The organism is Variovorax sp. efr-133-TYG-130 (assembly GCF_030208835.1).
Taxonomy (GTDB): Bacteria; Pseudomonadota; Gammaproteobacteria; order Burkholderiales; family Burkholderiaceae_C; genus Variovorax.
Genome location: NZ_JARVTD010000031.1, coordinates 1 through 16,464, shown reverse-complemented (window position 1 = coordinate 16,464; position 16,464 = coordinate 1). Strand labels below are relative to the sequence as shown.

General features: G+C 69.5%; 11 protein-coding genes and 1 pseudogene. 3 read left to right on the top strand and 9 right to left on the bottom strand.

The annotated features are described in order from the left end of the window. Positions 1–35 precede the first annotated feature (35 nt). From QRN67_RS25550 to QRN67_RS25525, 6 genes are all read right to left on the bottom strand, one after another. Positions 36–4,127, bottom strand: coding sequence for a translocation/assembly module TamB domain-containing protein (locus QRN67_RS25550; protein WP_285414106.1), 4,092 nt, complete (start codon positions 4,125–4,127; stop codon positions 36–38). Between the two features lie 10 nt (positions 4,128–4,137). Beyond that, positions 4,138–6,075, bottom strand: coding sequence for an autotransporter assembly complex protein TamA (locus tag QRN67_RS25545; protein ID WP_081268834.1), 1,938 nt, complete (start codon positions 6,073–6,075; stop codon positions 4,138–4,140). 67 nt (positions 6,076–6,142) lie between these two features. Continuing rightward, entirely contained in the window at positions 6,143–7,330 is a 1,188-nt protein-coding gene (locus QRN67_RS25540; RefSeq protein ID WP_081268833.1) for a vWA domain-containing protein, read from the bottom strand. A gap of 25 nt (positions 7,331–7,355) precedes the next feature. After that, positions 7,356–7,943, bottom strand: coding sequence for a GNAT family N-acetyltransferase (locus QRN67_RS25535; RefSeq protein ID WP_285414105.1), 588 nt, complete (start codon positions 7,941–7,943; stop codon positions 7,356–7,358). 26 nt (positions 7,944–7,969) lie between these two features. After that, a complete protein-coding gene (locus QRN67_RS25530) occupies positions 7,970–8,215 on the bottom strand; it encodes a hypothetical protein (protein WP_081268832.1) in 246 nt (81 codons plus the stop codon). Between the two features lie 4 nt (positions 8,216–8,219). Next, positions 8,220–9,074, bottom strand: coding sequence for an AAA family ATPase (locus QRN67_RS25525; protein ID WP_081268831.1), 855 nt, complete (start codon positions 9,072–9,074; stop codon positions 8,220–8,222). Positions 9,075–9,234: 160 nt separating this feature from the next. Between QRN67_RS25525 and QRN67_RS25520 the strand changes: the two genes are divergently transcribed. Continuing rightward, entirely contained in the window at positions 9,235–9,927 is a 693-nt protein-coding gene (locus QRN67_RS25520) for a c-type cytochrome (protein ID WP_081268830.1), read from the top strand. A 69-nt stretch (positions 9,928–9,996) separates the two neighbouring features. Here the strand turns inward: QRN67_RS25520 and pcaG are convergent, their stop codons facing one another. Together pcaG and pcaH are read right to left on the bottom strand one after the other, a co-directional pair. Next, on the bottom strand, positions 9,997–10,605 hold the full coding sequence (gene pcaG / locus QRN67_RS25515; RefSeq protein ID WP_285414103.1) for a protocatechuate 3,4-dioxygenase subunit alpha: 609 nt from the start codon (positions 10,603–10,605) through the stop codon (positions 9,997–9,999). Between the two features lie 17 nt (positions 10,606–10,622). After that, positions 10,623–11,348, bottom strand: a complete 726-nt coding sequence (gene pcaH, locus QRN67_RS25510; protein ID WP_081268829.1) for a protocatechuate 3,4-dioxygenase subunit beta — start codon at positions 11,346–11,348, stop codon at positions 10,623–10,625. A gap of 104 nt (positions 11,349–11,452) precedes the next feature. On the opposite strand from pcaH, the gene QRN67_RS25505 reads away from it, so the two are divergent. Then, positions 11,453–12,442 (top strand): LysR substrate-binding domain-containing protein, encoded by a 990-nt coding sequence (locus QRN67_RS25505; protein ID WP_285414102.1) that lies wholly within the window; start codon positions 11,453–11,455, stop codon positions 12,440–12,442. Positions 12,443–12,546: 104 nt separating this feature from the next. Here the strand turns inward: QRN67_RS25505 and QRN67_RS25500 are convergent, their stop codons facing one another. After that, a complete protein-coding gene (locus QRN67_RS25500) occupies positions 12,547–12,981 on the bottom strand; it encodes a DUF1841 family protein (protein ID WP_081271722.1) in 435 nt (144 codons plus the stop codon). A gap of 301 nt (positions 12,982–13,282) precedes the next feature. Between QRN67_RS25500 and QRN67_RS25495 the strand changes: the two are divergent. Next, positions 13,283–16,464: pseudogene (locus QRN67_RS25495) on the top strand (hypothetical protein); the annotation flags it as partial.

The following is a 16,464-nucleotide window of genomic DNA, read 5'->3' as shown; positions in this document are numbered from 1 at the left end:
CCGCACTTTACCAGCTTGGCGGCACGCCTTCCCGGTCAGTCGTACTTCACCGTATAGATCAGATCCAGCCCGCTCGTCTGCCCCGCCTGCCCCCGCAGCGTGAGTCTGGTGGTGAGGTCGTAGAAGATGAACAGCGTGCCGAAGGTCCCGCCGATGCTGCGCTCGTAGGTGATGTAGAAGTCTTTCGACAGCCGCTTGCCCAGCGTCACCGCCGATTCGCGCAGGTCGCCGCCGCTGCCCGGGCCCTTGAAGCCCAGTTCGTCCAGCCCGAAGCGGCTGGCCAGGCTGCCACCGGAGCCGCTGCCGCCGATCTTGCCGAGCAGCGACAGCGCGGCCTGCTGCAGCAGCGCCGATTCGCCGCCGCTGGTGGCCGATGCGCGGCCCAAAATCACCCATGACAGGGTTTCGGCGTCCGACAGGGCAGGCTCCGAGTAGAGCTTCACGCGCGGCGACTGCGCGGTGCCGGTGATCTGCACGCCCGCGCGCTGCGACAGGTTCGGGCGAATGGCCAGGATGTCCAGCGCGGGGTTGTCGAAGGGGCCGTTGAAGCGGGCCACGCCGGTTTCCACGTCGAGCTGCTGGCCGTAGGCGCGGTACTGGCCCTTCACGGTCTTCACCTCGCCGGTGATGCGCGGCGGGGCGTTCAGCCGGGTGCTGCGGATTTCCAGGTCGCCTTCCAGGCGGGTGGTGATGCCGCGGCCCTGCACCGCGAAGTCGTCGCCCAGGTCGAAGTTGACGACGATGTCCGGCGGCTTGGCGGTCTGCGGCTTTGCGGCCTGGGCGTCGGCGCGCTCGGATTCGCGTTTCGCCGCCTCGGCGGCCTCGCGGTCCTTGGCGGCGGAGCGCACGACGACGTCGCTGCCCAGGCTGGGCGCGGTTTCGTCGGGCAGGATGATGACGGCGCGGTCGGTCCTGAGCTTGCCGCGCACGGTGAACTGGCCGTTGTCCAGCTTGGCCTGCAGGTCGCCCGAGAGCGTGACCTGCCGGTCGGTGCGCACCAGCACGCGCAGCGCGCGTAGTTGGCCCTGCATGGCCATGCGCACGCCCGATGCGGTGCCGCTGGCCGGGCCCCAGCTGAGGTCGCCGGTGGCCGACAGCGTGCCGCCGTCGGAGCGGGCCTCGCTGGCCGCGGTGCTGCGGTTGCCGCTCTGGCCGGCAATGCGCGCGGAACTGCCGGCGCCGCCCTTGAGTGTGAATTCGGTGATTTCCACGCGCTCGCCGTTCAGCGAGGCGCGCAGCCGGCCGTCGCGCAGGTCCAGCCCTTCGACCGGCGCGCGCAGCGCGAGTTTGTCGGCGCCCAGCGTGCCGTTCCAGCGCGGCACGGCGCGGTTGCCCGACAGGGTGGCGGCGGCGTCGAGCGTGCCGGCAATGCGCCAGCCCGGCGGCGCGAGCATCGACCACACGCCCAGGTTAGGCAGGCTGGCCTTGATGGTGCCGCCCAGCGGCGCGTCGGGCGCCCACTGCCAGCCGCCGGCGCGCTGCTGTACGCGGGTGTCGATGTCGGCGTTGATCTTGCCGGCGCGTTCGCTGTCCCACGCCAGGGTGGCGCGCACGGCGTCGCCCTGGGCGTCGAGCCGCAGTTCGGCCTGGCGCAGGCCGGCCGGGGTGCTGGGGGCCTCCACGCCGTTGGGGGCGGTGGCGGAGTTCATGGTGCGTTCGCTGGCGGTGCCCGTGCCGGTGCTCACGATGCGCGTGACCAGCGCGGCCTCGCCGGCCTGCACGCGGATGTCGCCGCTCTGGCGCGCGATGCGGGCCTTGGCGCGCAGCGTGTCGCCGGCGTCGATGTCCCAGTCGCCGTCGAACATCAGGTCGCCGCTGATGCCGTACTCGCCCAGCGTGGTGTTGGCGCCGAGCGCGCCGGCCCAGGCCATGGGCAGGCCCTGCAGCTGGCCCTTGGACTGCACGCGGAACACGCGGTTGGGCGCCGCGCCGCTCTGGCTGAAGCGCAGCGGCTGCCAGTCGATGCGCACCGTGCCGGGCACGGGGCCGCGCAGGGTGGCCGCGGCGGCGGATGCTTCGACATCCAGCCGCGCGGCGTTGCCGCTGGTGCTGCGGATGGTGGCCGTCACCTCGCGGCTCAGCTCCAGCACCCAGGGGGCGCCGGGGCGGGCGCTGTCCTGGGCCTGCAGGCGCAGGCTGGCGAGCGCGGCGCGCCACTGGTCGGTGCCCGCGAGGCCGCCGCTGGCGCGGGTGTCGATGGTGAATTTCTGGGTGCCGGTGGTGGCTTCGCCCTGCAGCGTGAGGCTGGCTTGCGCAAGGCTGCCCGCGAGTTCGGCGCGCAGGCCGTTCAGCTGCACGGCGGTGGCGGCGGCGCCGGGCGCCGAGGCCGGCAAAAGAAGGTCGAGCTTGGGCACGCCCAGCATGGCCTTGAGCGTGGGCTCGGCAATGCCGCGCTGTGCGGGCGCGTTCGCGTTCTGCAGGCGGCGCTGGATGGTCTGCCAGCCGCCCTGCCAGCTTGCATCGAGCCTGGCGGAGCCCTTGGCGCTGGCGTTCGCGAACACGTTCGACAGCCCCGGCAGGCTTTGCACCCAGCGCTGCACGGCGTCGGCATCGTCGATGCTGGCCTTGATGTCGCCGCCGCCGGTGGTGGGCGCGATGCGGCCTTCGACCTGCGCGCTGCCGCCCGGCAACACGAGGTTGAGCTTGCCGCTGCCGGCCTGGTCGGCCACACGCACCTGCAGCTTGCCGTCGAGGCTGGCGCGCTGGGCTTCGATGCGCAGGGTGCGCAGGTCGAGCACCTGGTCTTTCCACTGGCCCTGGGCCAGGGCACGGTCGAGCGCGAAGCCGGGCAGCGCCTTGCTGCCGGCGCCGCCTTCGGCGCGCAGCGCGGCGTCGAAGCTGATGGTGCTTTCCTTCTGCTCGGCCTTGATCGTGCCGCTCACCGGCGCGCCGGAAAGCTCGCTGTACAGCGCGCCGGGCCGCACGCCGCGCACGGTGGCCTGGGCCTGCCAGGGGGCGGGCGCGGGGCTCCACTTGCCGGCCGCGTCGATGCGGCCGCCGCCCGCGCGCACGGTGGCTTCGGGAATGGTCCAGCTGGTGCCGTCGAAGCCGACGCGGGCCTGCACCTGTTCGACCGGGAGCTTTTCTTCGTCCCACGGGCCGGCCACGCTGTTGCGGATGTCGGCCGATGCCTTCCATGCGGCCGGGCCGGTGTCGGCGTCGGGCGTGAGTTCGACGGTGCCGGTGAGCCGGGTCTGCGGCGCGCCGGGCCACAGGCTGGAGGCGTCGACGTTGCGCAGGTCGGCCTTGGCGTCGATCACCGGCTGCGGCAGCCACGGCGCGATCTGCGCCTGCAGCCTGGCTTCCATCGGGGCGTCGGCGTTTTCCTCTGCGGGCTTTAGCTCGGCGGCCACCTGCAGGCGGGCTTCGGTGTCTGCGAGCGTGCCCTTGACGGTGGCTTCGGCCAGCACGTCGATGTCGCGGTCCTCGGCGAGCGGGGCCTTCACGCGGCCGTTGAGCGAGGCCTCGATCGCCATCGGCGCGGGGCCCTGCAGCTTGACGCGCGCGCTGTAGTGGCCGTCGGCAATGTCCACGCCCTTCACTTCGAGCGCATGCTCGGCGGCCTTGTAGCTGTAGCTGCCCGACAGGTTGAGCGCCTGCAGCGCGGGCGGGCCGGCCCAGCGCACTTCGTCGATGCGAAAGGGCACGTCGACATCGACCGGCAGCGCCAGCTGCTGCAGCGGCTCCGCGGGCTTGTCGCTCGGCGGGCCGCGCTTTTCGATCAGCACTTGCTTCGCGTGCACCTCGCCGAGCTGCACCTTGCGCTGGAACAGCGGCGCGAGCTGCCAGCCGATGGTGGCGTCGTTCACCTCGACGGCGATGCTCTCGCTCTGGTACTTGAGCCAGCCGATGTGGCCGCCGGTGCGCAGCGAGCCGGTGACGTCGCGGCTTTCCAGAGTCTGCCCGGCGGGCAGGCGCTGCGCCGCCTGGGCGAGCGCGAAGGCCAGCGACTTGTTGGAGCCCAGCCACCACCACGCGCCCGCACCCAGCAGCAGCACGGCCACGAACAGGCCGAGCACGGTCCAGGCGAATGCGCGCAGCGCGCGGCGCGTGCGCGAGCGCCGTGCGGCGGGGGGCGTATGCGTCGGTGCGCCGGCGGGATCGGTGTGGTTGGCTTCGGTCTGCATCGGCGGGCAATCAGAAGGTGAAGCCGAGGCGCAGGTGCAGGCGGAACTTCTTGCTGTCCACGCCGTAGGCAAGGTCGGCCTGCACCGGCCCCACCGGGCTGCGCCAGCGCGCGCCCACGCCCACGCCCACCTTGGGCTTGAGCTCGGCGGGCTTGTCGGCCACGGCGCCGGCATCGACGAACATCACGCTCTCCCAGTCGGTGAGCTTGTTGTTGTAGACGAAGGGGCGCTGCCACTCGACGCTCGCCACGCCCAGGTAGCGGCCGGCCACGGTGGTGCCGTCGGCGCGCACGGTGCCGATCTGCTTGTAGCTGTAGCCGCGCACGGTGGTGTCGCCGCCGGTCAGGAACATCAGCGTGGAGGGAATCTGCGCGCTGTCCTTGGCCGCCACCGCGCCGCCTTCGAGCCGCAGTTGCAGGCGGCTGCGGCGCGCGTTGGTTTCCTTGTCGTCGCTCGAGCCCAGCGGCAACACGCCGAGCCAGCGTGCGTAGGTGCGGGTGAAGGGCGTCTGCTCGCCGGTGAGCGTGTAGCCCGCGGCCACTTCCAGCGCAAGGCCGAAGCCGCGCGTGGGCGCGGAGTTGTTGTCGAAGTAGCGCCCGGTCCAGCCCCAGTTGGCGGTGACGGCGGAGGCCGACGGAGGCGCGTTGGTGCCGCGGTTCTGCGCGTAGTCGTACTGCAGGAAATAGCTGCGGTCGATGTGGTCGCTCGACTTGTTGCGCCCGCCGCGCAGGCGTCCGCTGTCGACCACGTAGCTGCCCGACTGCTCGCTTTTCAGCTCCGCGCCGGAGAACCAGCGCCAGCCGTGGTCGTCGGGAATGGCGTTGAGCTCGGTGCTCAGCGACTTGATGTCGCGGTCGACCGACAGCCGCGACACCGCGCGCCAGCCGAGCAGCGGCACCTGGTTGTGGATGTGGTCGACCGACAGGCGCGGGCCGTTGTCGGTGGTGAAGCCGACGCCCAGCACCACCTTCTGCAACGGCGCCTCGCGCAGCTGCGCAATGACGGGCGCGGCCAGCGGGTTGCCGCTCTCGGTGTCGAGCGTGAGGAACACCGAGTCGTAGTAGCCGCTGCTGGCCAGCCGCTGCTGGGCGTCGAGCAGCTTCTGCTGGTCGTAGTCCTGGCCGCTGGGCAGGCGGGCGATGCGGCGCGCGCCGTCGGGGTCGTAGCGCTGGATGCCGCGCAGCACCAGCGGACCGAACTTGTACGCCGGACCCGACTGGTAGGTGACGCTCAGGCGCGCCTCCTGGCGGTCGGCATCGATCTCGGCGCGGCTGATCTCGATGTTGCCGGTGGGAAAGCGCTTGGCCGTGAGGCTGCGCAGCGCGGTGGTCTTGGCCGCGTCCCAGGCCTCCTGGGTGAAGGGCTGGCCGGCGCGCAGGGCCCAGCCGGTGCGGATCGAGTCGCGCTGGGCCTCGGCCGCGGCGTCATCGGCAATCGGGCCGCCGTAGCTGATCTGCACGTTGCTCACCTTGGTGATCTCGCCGGGCGAGACGCTGATGACGATCTCGCGCGGGGCCTTGGCGCCCTGGGGCGTTTCGTTGAGTTCGAGCGTCAGCGTGGGCGTGAAGTAGCCGAGGGTGCCCAGCAGCTCGCGGGCATTGGCCTCGGCGGCCACCATGAGGCGGGAGATTTCGGTGGCGCCCAGGTCGTCGAGCTCGCGGTAGCGCTGGATTTCGAGGTGCAGCGCGAGGTAGTCGCGCACGGCCTCGGGGCCGCGCACGTCGACGGTGAAGGCGTCGCGCTTGTCCGCCTTGTCCTTCTTGCCGTCCGTGTTCCTGTCGTCTTTGGTGGTACTTGCGGTGCTGTCGCCGCGCACGAGGCCGGCCACGGGCTTGCCTTCGGACGGCTCCTTCTTCGGCAGCAGGCTGCAGCCTTGCAGAAGCAGGACGCCGGAAAAAAGCAAAGCCGGCCACCACGCCGGCGAGGAAACTGGAACCACCCTGACCATGGGCGGATTCTGACAGCAAGCCCGGCCGGTTCCTGAAGGCCCCGCCAGATCGCCGGCTTCGTCCTACTTACTTCGACAGCATGCGCATGGCTTCTTCGAGGCCGCGCAAGGTCAGCGGATACATGCGGTTGGACATGAGCTGCTGCATCACCGCGATGCTCTGGCGGTATTGCCACACGCCCTGCGGCTCGGGGTTGATCCATGCGAACTTGGGGAAAGTGTGCGTGAGGCGCTGGATCCATTCGGCGCCGGCTTCCTCGTTGTTGTATTCGACGCTGCCGCCGGGCTGCAGGATCTCGTAGGGGCTCATGGTCGCGTCGCCGACGAAGATGAGCTTGTAGTCCTTGTTGTACTTGCGCAGGATGTCCCAGGTCGCGAACTTCTCGGAGAAGCGGCGCTTGTTGTTCTTCCACATGAAGTCGTACACGCAGTTGTGGAAGTAGAAGAACTCCAGGTGCTTGAACTCGGTCTTCACGGCCGAGAACAGCTCTTCCACGCGCTGGATGTGCTCGTCCATGGTGCCGCCCACGTCCATCAGCAGCAGCACCTTGACGTTGTTGTGGCGCTCGGGCCGCATCTTGATGTCGAGGAAGCCGGCGTTGGCCGCGGTGGAGTGGATGGTGTCGTCGAGGTCCAGCTCTTCGTCGTGCCCCTCGCGCGCAAACTTGCGCAGCCGGCGCAGCGCGACCTTGATGTTGCGCGTGCCCAGCTCCTGCGTGTCGTCGTAGTCCTTGTAGGCGCGCTGGTCCCACACCTTCACCGCGCTCTTGTTCTTGCCAGCGCCGCCGATGCGGATGCCCTGCGGGTTGTAGCCGCCGTTGCCGAAGGGCGAGGTGCCGCCGGTGCCGATCCACTTGCTGCCGCCCTCGTGGCGTTCCTTCTGCTCCTCGAAGCGCTTCTTGAGCGTTTCCATGAGCTCGTCCCAGCCCATCTTCTCGATCTTGGCTTTTTCTTCAGCCGTGAACTCGCGCTCCAGCGTCTTCTTGAGCCAGTCGAGCGGCACTTCCTTGGTGAAGTCGGTCAGCATCTCCACGCCCTTGAAGTAGGCGGCGAAGGCGCGGTCGAACTTGTCGTAGTGCTTCTCGTCCTTCACCAGCGCGGTGCGCGAGAGGTAGTAGAAATCGTCGATGCCGTAGGCGCCGTCGGAGTTCGGGCCCACCACGTCGGCCTGCAGGGCCTCCAGCAGCGTGAGGTATTCCTTGACCGACACCGGCAGCTTGGCCGAGCGCAGGGTGTAGAAGAAGTCGATGAGCATGGGGCGCTCCTTGTGTGTCTGTCAGTCAGCCGCGCGGCTTGTCGAGCAGGTACAGCAGCTGTGCCTTCACCTCGGGCCATTCGCCCGCGCGCAGGCTGTACATGACGGTGTCGCGGATGGTGCCGTCGCGGCGCATCGCGTGGCCGCGGATCACGCCGTCTTTCTTGGCGCCCAGGCGTTCGATGGCGCGCTGCGACGCGAAGTTGAAGTTGTCGGTGCGCCAGCCCACCACGTTGCAGCCCAGCGCATCGAATGCATGCGCGAGCATCAGCAGCTTGCAGGTGGTGTTGACGTGGGTGCGCTGGCAGCGCGCGGCGTACCACGTGTAGCCGATCTCCACGCGCTTCACCGCCGGCAGGATGTCGTGGAAGCTGGTGCTGCCGAGCACTGTGCCGGTGGCCTCGTCGGTCACCGCGAAGGCGAAGCGGTCGGCGGTCTTGAGCGCGGTCTCGATGTAGGCGCGGGTGTCCTGCGGCTCGGGCACGGAGGTGACGCGCAGCTTCCACAGCTCGCCGTCGGCGGCCGCGGCGCGCAGGCCTTCTTCGTGTTCGAGCGAGAGCGGCACCAGCGCGAGGCCGCGTGCCTTCAGCGTGACAGGTTCGACGAACGCCATCTTCAGCACCTTCTCTTCGTGAGTCTTCAGCCGCGCGGATCGCCGTACTTGTGCACGTACCAGACGCGCGCGGCCTGTGCACCGGCACCGCCGCCCAGGCCGATCAGCGCAATGCCGAAGAGCTCGCGCTTGTTGTATTCGCCGCTGCCGAAGGCGTCGAGGCCGAGCAGCAGCCCGAGCCCGCGACCGAGCATCGCGCCCACCATGAAGAGCACCGCCTGGGCGATGCCCAGCTTCATGAGCTGCCTGGTGGAGTGTTTCTGGCCGCTCATGGGTTCAGCGGTTGTTGCGTTGCATGAAGACGAGCTTCTCGAAGAGCGTCACGTCCTGTTCGTTCTTGAGCAGCGCGCCCACCAGCGGCGGCACGGCGACCTTGTCGTCCTTGCTCTGCAGCGCCTCGAGCGGAATGTCCTCGGCCACCAGCAGCTTGAGCCAGTCGAGCAGCTCGGAGGTGGAGGGCTTCTTCTTCAGGCCGGGCAGGTTGCGCACGTCGTAGAAGGTCTTCATCGCGGCAGTGAGCAACTCCTGCTTGAGGCCGGGGAAGTGCACCGCGACGATGTGCTTCATCGTCTCCGCGTCGGGGAACTTGATGTAGTGGAAGAAGCAGCGGCGCAGGAAGGCGTCGGGCAGTTCCTTCTCGTTGTTCGAGGTGATGAACACCACGGGCCGGTGCTTGGCGCGGATGAGCTCGCGCGTCTCGTAGCAGTAGAACTCCATGCGGTCGATTTCGCGCAGCAGGTCGTTCGGGAATTCGATGTCGGCCTTGTCGATCTCGTCGATGAGCAGCGCCACCGGCTGGTCAGCCGTGAAGGCCTGCCAGAGCACGCCCTTGATGATGTAGTTGTTGATGTCGCTGACGCGCTCGCCGCCGTCCAGGTCCTTGAGCTGCGAGTCGCGCAGGCGGCTCACCGCGTCGTATTCATACAGGCCCTGCTGCGCCTTGGTGGTCGACTTGATGTGCCACTGCAGCAGCGGCAGGCCGAGCGACTGGGCCACTTCCTCGGCCAGCATGGTCTTGCCGGTGCCGGGTTCGCCCTTGACGAGCAGCGGGCGCTTGAGGGTGATGGCCGCGTTGACCGCGAGCATCAGGTCTTGCGTGGCGACGTAATTGTCTGAGCCCTGGAATTTCATGAGTGAGATGAGTGGGACTGAGGCTGGGGTGGAGAAAAGAACACACTCGATCTGCGTCGTGCGGCCTCAGGGTTGGCCTGCACAGGGTTCCAGGGGACCCCTGCATATAATCGAATGTTGATCCGAAAAACTGTACTCTCCACGAGATTGTGCGCGCAAAATGAACAAGTTGTTGACCACGATGTTTGCCCTTGCTGTCGCTTGCGTGACGGTCTCGGCTGAAGCCCAACAAGTCACTGGCAAGGCCCAGGACGGAGCAAAGAAGGTGGCCATGTGCGTGGGCTGCCACGGCATCATCGGCTACCAGGCCAGCTTTCCGGAGATCCACAAGGTGCCGATGATCGCCGGCCAGAGCGCCACCTACATCACGGCCGCGCTCACCGCGTACAAGGGCGGCGACCGCAAGCATCCCACCATGCGTGCCATTGCCGACACGCTCACCGAGCAGGACATCGCCGACCTCGCTGCCTACTACAGCCAGCTCGGCCTGAAGGACGGCGGCGCACCGCCCGCCACGCTGGCCAAGGCCACGCCCGCCAACGTCGAGGCGCTCATCACCCGCAACGCCGACAACAGCTGCACCAAGTGCCACGGCGCCAACTTCAACACGCCCAACGACGGCACCGTGCCCAAGCTGGCCGGCCAGCATGCCGACTACCTGTTCGTCGCGCTCAAGTCTTACCGCGTGAAGAACAACCCGCACCTCGGCCGCTCCAACGCGGTGATGGGCCAGCAGGTCGAAGAGAAGAAGTTCACCACGGCAGAGCTCAAGACGCTGGCCAGCTACATCAGCTCGCTGCCCGGTGAACTGAAGACGGTGCCCGAGTCGCGCATCCACCACGGCGCCGAATAAGCAGCCCCGCTGCAAAAACAGAAATGCCCGCTGCGAGCGGGCATTTTCTTGTCCGGGATTTCCCTGAGGTCAGATGTCGAAGAAGGCCGTCTCGTCCGCGCCCTGCATGCGGATGTCGAAGCGGTAGGTCACCGCGCCGCCTTGCTCCACGCGCTCCGCGATCAGCGTCTGGCGGCGCTCGGCCGGCACGCTCTGCAGCACGGCGTCCTTTGCGTTGGCTTCGGCTTCATCGCTGAAGTACACGCGCGTGAACGCATGCAGCAGCAGGCCGCGCATCAGCACGATCACGTTGATGTGCGGTGCCTCGCCGGGCGACTCGGCGCCGGGCTTCACGGTGTGGAACACGAAGCGGTTGCCCTCGGTGGTGCCGGTGCCGACGCGGCCAAAGGCGCGAAAGCCGATGGCGCGTGCTTCTTCGGGCGTCTGCGGATAGCGGCCTTCGCCGTCGGGCTGGCTGATCTCGACCAGCGCGTCGTTGATCGGGTTGCCGTCGCCGTCGATCACGCGGCCTTCGAGGCGGATGCGCTGGCCGCTGGCGTTCTCGAGCGCGAGCACGGCGTCGAAGGGCTGGTCGAAGTCGTAGCCGTACTGCGTGGCGGTGAGGCCGTAGGCGAAGTAGGGGCCCACGGTCTGCGAGGGGGTCTGGCCGAAGTCGGCTTCCTGTGCGGTCATCAACATGGTTTGCGTCTCCTGGCTCATCGATTTTCGAAAGGCGTTTCGTCCGCGCCGCGCAGCACGATGTCGAACTGGTAGCCCAGTGCGTAGCCTTCTTCGGTGATGTCGAGGCTGAAGTCGGCGATCAGGCGGTTGCGGTAGCGCTCGGGCGTGCCGGTGACCATGGGGTCGTACTGCAGCAGCGGGTCGCCGGGGAAGTACATCTGCGTGACCAGGCGGCTCGCGAAGCTCTGGCCGAACAGCGACAGGTGGATGTGCTGCGGACGCCAGGCGTTCGGATGGTTGCCCCAGGGGTAGGCGCCGGGCTTGATGGTGAGGAAGCGGTAGCGGCCTTCGCTGTCGGTCAGGCAGCGGCCCGCGCCCAGGAAGTTGGGGTCGAGCGGGGCGTCGTGCTGGTCGACCTTGTGCACGTAGCGGCCCGAGGCGTTGGCCTGCCAGAGTTCGACCAGCGTGTTGGCCACCGGGCGGCGGCGGTCGTCGAGCACGCGGCCCGTGAGGATCATGCGTTCGCCCAGCGGCTCGCCGTTCTTGCGCGCGTTGCGCGTGAGGTCGTGGTCGAACTCGCCGATGCTGTCGTGGCCGTACACCGGCTGCTGCAGCTCGCCGAGCGAGGCCTTCAGCGGAATCAGCGGCTTCTGCGGGCCGCGCTTCATGGTGGACTTGTAGCCGGGGTACACGTAGCTGGGATGGGCTTCCCAGTCGCGCGGGGTGAGGATGGGCGAGCTGCCCTTGGTCTTGGTCAACATGAACGTTGTCTCCTGTCGTGGGACGAATCCGGAAGCGCAGATTCTCGAAGCACCGTTCGATGATGTAAATTGAAGATTGCTCCGTTATCAATAACCAACAGGCATTGAAAACCCCCGCCGATCTTCGCCAGGACTTCTTGCGCAACGTGCAGTTGCGCCATCTGCGCTGCCTCGTCGCCGTGGCGCAGGAGCGGCATCTCGCGCGCGCGGCCGAGCGGCTGGCGCTGAGCCAGCCGGCGGTGTCGAAGACGCTGTCCGAGCTCGAGGCCATCGTCGGCACGCGGCTGGTCGACCGCAGCAAGGCCGGCCGGCGCGGCGTGCAGGGGCTCACGGCCGCCGGCGAGCAACTGCTGGCGCATGCGCTGCGCGTGCTCGAGGCGCTCGACGCCAGCGCGCAGGCGGTGGCGCCGGCGGCGGGCGGGCGCATCGAGCGGCTGCGCGTCGGCGCGCTGCCGAGCGTGGCGCCGGCCCTGCTGCCGATTGCGCTGGCGCGGTTGCGCGACGGCTGGCCGCAGGTGCAGATCATGGTGAAGAGCGCCGCCAACGGCGTGCTGCTCGACGAGCTGCGCGCCGGCGAGCTCGACCTGGTGGTCGGCCGCATGAGCGACCCGCGCCTGATGGGCGGGCTGAGCTTCGAGCTGCTGCACACCGAGCCGCTGGTGTTCGCGGTGCGGGCGGGGCATCCGCTGGCGCTGAAGGCGGCGTCGGTCCAGGCGGTGCTGGGCTATCCGCTGGTGGTGTACGGCGAAGGCACGAGCCCGCGGCACAACACCGAGAGCTTCCTGTCGGCGCGTGGCCTGGTGCTGCCGACCAATGCGCTGCAGACGCTCGACGTGGCGGTGGCGCGCGCGCTGGTGGCGGTGTCCGATGCGGTGTGGATCACGCCGCTGGGCGCGGCGCGTGGCGAGCTGGCCAACGGCCGGCTGGTGCAGCTGCGCATCGAGACGGCGGGCACCGAGGAGCCGGTCGGCCTGCTGCAGCGCAGCGATGCCGAGCCCTCGGCATTGCGCGCCGCGATGGCCGCGCTGCTGCGCGAGGCGGCCAGGGAGCAGGGGGCGGTGCCGCCAGCGGCCCGACCGAAGCGCGGCGGTTAGCCGGTATTCGCCAGGAACGCCGCGGAACCGGCTTTGCCGGGCCGCTGGCGTTGCCCCCTGCAAGGGGGTTGGCGAAGCGACACGAAGTGCGAGCAGCCTGGGGGTTAGTCTTTTGTCGCGCGGCGCTGCACGCAGGCCACGTAGCCTTCGCCGTCCGGCGGCCGGCCGGCGCGCTGGCTCTCCCACATCATCTGGCCCAGGCAGTCCATGGCCTCGTGGTGCGCATGCAGCAGCGAGCCGCGCCGCGCGGCCAGCAGCTCGACGGCCTGGCGGATGCCGCGCGGCTGGTCGATGGAGCATTGCTCGCTGATCGACAGGTGCATCGACAGATGAAGGAACGGGTTCTCGCGCCCGTTCGACCCGTCGTAGACCCGAGCGACCGCCGCGTCGGCGTCGGCCAGGTCCTCGTGGTATTCGGGGTGCTGGTCGATCCAGCCGGCGGCGATGGTCTCGAGCGCTTCCATCGGCAAGCCCTGCCGGTGCTTGGCGTACACGTCGCAGAAGAAGCGGCGCACGTCTTCCTGGGAGGGGTTGAACATATATAGATAAGGCGAGAAGGGTAGGGAAGGCGAAAAGGGGAAAAAACGTCAGCCGAAAGACCGCTTTTGCGGGGGCTCGATGTGTCCGGCGTTCCGGTGACGAAGCGTTACGCCGTAACGTAACGAATCGCGAAATGGCCTGCTTACGAGCTGTTTCCACACATGGCCGGCAGGCCGTCAAAAAGAAAAATATCCATACAAATCAACAGGTTGCGTCATCGGCAAGCAGCTTGGCACGGCGCCGGCCCAAAGCGGCACGCTAGTTGCCCCTGAGTAGGCATCTTTTGTCACAGAGGCTGCCATGAACGCTCCACAAGCATCGACCGTTTCGTCCGAAGGACTTGCCGCCGCCAACGGCGCAGCTCCTGTTGTCATTGCCCAGGCCACCGTTACTCCGCTCGGTACTCCCGGCGCGATGAGTTCGGCGGCGCCCGCTGCTGCTGCCGGCCCGGCCAGCATCGGGACATTATCGAATGCCACGCCCGGCGTCGCAGTGATGCGCGACGGTGTCCGCATTCCGGTCGATGGCAATCAGACCCTGATTGCCGGTGACCGCGTGATCGTGCCGCAGGACGGCCACGCCAACGTGCTGTTCCCCGGCTCGGCCACCAACAAGGCGCCGCTGGCCGGCGTCTTCACCGGCGGCACCGACGCCACCATCGGCTCGACCAAGCTGCCGGGCGGCCTCGAACAAGTGAATGTGGATGTCGCCTCGGGCGACCTCCAAGTGACCCCGCCCGACAGCGACGCCGACGCGGCCGCGCTGGCCGTGACCAAGAAGCTCGCCGCCGGCAGCGGCATCGGCCTGGGCGAATTCGCGCTGGGCGCGCTGGGTGCCGCGGCGCTGGGTGCCGCGCTCGGCGGCGGCGGCGGCGGCGGCACGTCCGGCATCCCGCTGCTCGTGTCCTCCGGCGATCCGAACACCCCCACGACCCCGACGACGCCCACCACCCCCGACTCCGACGCGGACGCCGACGCCGATGCCGACGCGGATGCCGATGCCGACGGCGACGCGGATGCGGATGCCGACTCGGATGCGGACGCCGATGCCGATGCCGACTCGGATGCCGATGCAGACGCTGACGCCGACTCGGATGCAGACGCCGACGCCGACGCTGATTCGGATGCCGACGCGGATGCCGACTCCGACTCGGATGCAGACGCAGATGCCGACTCCGATGCAGACGCTGACGCGGACGCCGATTCGGATGCCGACGCAGACGCCGACGCCGATTCGGACGCCGATGCCGATGCGGATGCCGACTCGGATGCGGACGCCGACGCCGACGCCGATGGCGACCACCTCCTCGACCCGGGCGACGGCCTCATCGGCCATGTCATCGACGACGTGAGCGGTGCGCTCGGCCTCGGCGGTGCGCTCACCCCCGTGACCACCGCGATCGACGGCGTGACCGACGTGGTCGACAACGTGCTGTCCCCGCTGCTCGGCAGCACCTTTACGCCCAACAACCCCAACGAGTTCGACCCGGTCGACAACACCGTCGCCGACGTCACTCACCTGGTGGGCGGCGCGCTGAGCCCGGCGCTCGACGGCCTGCTGGGTGCCGGCGCCACCAACCAGATCCTCGGCTCGCTGAACCAGCAGGTCGACTACCTGACCGACGCGGTGCACAACGGCCTGGAGAACCTCATCGGCGACCACGGCATCGTGACCGGCCTGACCGGCGCCCTGGGCCTCGGCGCGGTCACCGGCCAGCTGCTGGGCGATGACGGCGTCATCGGCGACGTGCTCGGCAACGTGCTGGGCGAAGGCAGCCTCGTGTCCGGCCTGCTCGACGACCAGGGCCTGGTCGGCGGCCTGCTCGGCCAGGACGGCTTGGTCGGCGGCCTGCTGGGCGACGACGGCGCCGTCGGCGGTTTGCTCGGCAACGTGCTGGGCAGCGACGGCCTCGTGGGGGGTCTGCTCGGCAGCACGGGCGCAGTTGGCGGCCTCACCGGCGGCCTGCTGGGTGAACAGGGCCTGCTGGGCGGCCTGCTCGGTGATGGCAGCGCGGTGGGTGGCCTGCTGGGTGACGACGGCCTTGTCGGCGGCCTGCTCGGCGAGGACGGCGCGCTCTCCAACCTGCTGGGCAGCGACGGCCTCACCGGCCAGCTGCTGGGCCACGGCGGCCTGGTCGACAGCCTGCTCGGCGAGCACGGCGTGGTGTCCGGCCTGATCACCGACAGCCCGCTCGGCGGCCTGCTCGGCGGCGACAACGGCCTGCTGGGCGGTGCCGTCGGCGGCCTGCTCGGTGACAACGGCGTGGTCGGCGGCCTGCTGGGCGACGACGGTGCGCTGGGCGGCCTGCTCAGCAACGACGGCCTGCTGGGTGGCCTGCTCGGCGACAACGGCCCGGTCGGCGGCCTCCTGGGCGGCGACGGCCTGCTCGGCGGTGTGCTCGGCGACGACGGCTTGCTGGGTGGCGTGCTCGGCAACGACGGGCTCCTGGGCGGCGTGGTCGGCGACAACGGCCTGGTTGGCGGCCTCCTGGGCGGCAACGGCCCGGTGGGCGGCCTGCTCGGCAACGACGGTCTCCTCGGCGGCCTGCTGGGCGACGGCGGCCTGGGCGGCGTGCTCGGCGCCGACGGCCTCGGCGGCGGGCTGCTCGGCTCTGACGGCCTGGTTGGCGGCCTGCTGGGCGACGACGGTCTGGTCGGTGGCGTGCTGGGCAACGACGGCCTGCTGGGTGGCGTGCTCGGCGGTGTGGTGGGCGGCATCGGCAACGGCGGCACGCCGGGCACCGGCGCGGCGCTGCTCGACCCGGTCGACAGCATTGTCGGCAGCGTGGCCAGCGGCCTGAACCACGGCGTTCTCGGCGACCTGGGCCTGGGCGACGTGCTCGCGCCGGTGGTCGGCCTCACGGACAGCGTGACGGACACGGTCGACGGCCTGCTCGGCCCGGTGCTCGGCACCTCCTTCAACTCGAACAGCCCCAACGTGCTCGACCCGGTCGATGGTGTGGTGAGCCAGGTGACCGACGGCGTCGGCGGCCTGCTGAGCCCGCTGGCCGACCAGGTGCTCGGCGCGGGCACGACGACCGCGGTGCTGAATGCCGTCGATACGCAAGTGGACTACCTCACGGACGGCGTGGCGAACCTGCTGAACGGCGGCGTGCTGGGTGGTGTGCTCGGCGGCGACGGTGGCCTGCTGGGCGGTGTGCTCGGCGGCGACGGCGGCCTGCTCGGCGGTGTGCTGGGTGACAACGGCCTGCTGGGCGGCGTGCTCGGCGGCGACGGTGGCCTGCTTGGCGGTGTGCTGGGTGATAACGGCCTGCTTGGCGGTGTGCTCGGCGGCGACGGTGGCCTGCTCGGCGGCGTGCTGGGTGACAACGGCCTGCTGGGTGGCGTGCTCGGCGGCGACGGTGGCCTGCTCGGCGGCGTGCTGGGTGACAACGGCGTCCTGGGCGGTGTCCTCGGCGGTGACGGCGGCCTGCTCGGCGGCGTGCTGGGCGACAACGGCGTCCTGGGCGGTGTCCTCGGCGG